We start from the raw sequence: 1,458 nt of genomic DNA, 5'->3' as shown, positions 1-1,458 counted from the left end.
TCAGCTGGGGTCGGTGTGGAGGGGCGCGCGTAGTTCCAGCACGGTGCCGTGCGGTTGGTTGGATTCCAGGCGCACGGCACCACCTAATGCGGCGGCTCTTTCCTCGAGGTTGCGCAGGCCGCTGCGCCGGTCGGACGACGTGATGCCGATTCCGTCGTCACTGATCCGGGCGGTGACATCGATGCCGGTGACGATGATCTCGACCTTGACACTGCGGGCGTGGGCATGCCGGACCACATTGGACAGGGATTCGCGGACTGCGGCGACCAGCTGCGGTCGCACGGAGGCGGGCACGGTGCTGTCGATCGGGCCGGTGATGATCAGTTCGGGGCGGAAGCCGAGCGGACCGGCGTACTCGTCGACGAGGGTCTGGATGTCGGCGCGCAGGGAAGGTTTGCCGGGAGTGCTTTGGAGTTCGAAGATCGCGCCGCGCAGGTCGCGGATGGTGGCATCGATGTCCTCGACGGACCGGGTGATCCGTTCCTGGACTTCGGGGCGGACCATCCGGTGCATTCCCTGCAGTTGCAGCCCGGTGGCGAACAGCCGCTGGATGACCAGGTCGTGCAGATCCCGGGCGATCCGGTCGCGGTCCTCGAGAACGGCCAGCACCGACCGGGTCTGCTGCGCTTGGGCGCGATCGAGGGCCAGTGTCGCCTGGTTGGCGAACATGCGGACCAGATCCGTCCCGACCGTCACCCCGAGGACGGCCCCGCGTTCGGCGGCGACCAGCAGGATCCCGCCGGGACCCTCGCCGCCCGGCAGCGGGGCGAGGATGGTGCGGCCGAGTTCCCCCAGTTCGGGAAAGTCCGCCAGCTGGCCGGTTTCCTTGACCAGCGTGGACAGATCCTCGACCACCACCTGCTCGTCGCTGCCCAGGACGTCGCTGAGGATCGGCCCGTCGGCCGGCATCGAGCGGCCGAGGTAGCCGTGGAAGGCCGCGGGGCCGTCGACGGCCCGGACCACCAGCGCGCCGTCGTGCTGCAGCAGTACCGCGCCGAGAACGGAACCGGAGACTTCTCGCGCGCGGGCGGCGATCAGTTGCAGGATCTGCTCTTCGTCGAAGTCTCCGAGCATCAGCTGAGTGATCTCGGCGGTGACCTCGTGCCAGCGGCGGCGGCGCTCGGTGTCGGCGTACAGGCGGGCGTTGTCGATCACCACGCCGGCCGCGACGGCGAGGGCGGTGACGGTGCGCTCGTCGTCCTCGGTGAAGTCGGCGTCCTCGGCCTTCTCAGTCAGGTAGAGGTTGCCGAACGCGTGGTCCCGGGTCCGGATCGGTACGCCGAGGAAGCTGCGCATCGGCGGATGGTTGGCCGGGAACCCGTACGAGCGTGGGTGCTGGGCCAAGTCGGTGAGCCGGATCGGGGTCGGGTGGTCGATCAATAGGCCGAGGATGCCGTGGCCTTCGGGGTACGGGCCGATCGCCGCGATCTCCTCGGCGGTCACGCCGTGCGTGATGAA

At 69.1% G+C, this 1,458-nt stretch carries 1 protein-coding gene; it reads right to left on the bottom strand.

Annotation, left to right across the window (positions count from 1 at the left end; genetic code table 11):
- A partial coding sequence (locus DIZ26_RS34570; protein ID WP_112248787.1) for a GAF domain-containing sensor histidine kinase occupies nucleotides 1–1,458 on the bottom strand: 1,458 nt, incomplete at its 5' end.

It is taken from the genome of Kribbella monticola (assembly GCF_003261635.1).
Classification (GTDB): Bacteria; Actinomycetota; Actinomycetes; order Propionibacteriales; family Kribbellaceae; genus Kribbella; species Kribbella monticola.
Note: the sequence above shows the minus strand (reverse complement) of the source record. Positions and strands in the feature narration are given on the sequence as shown.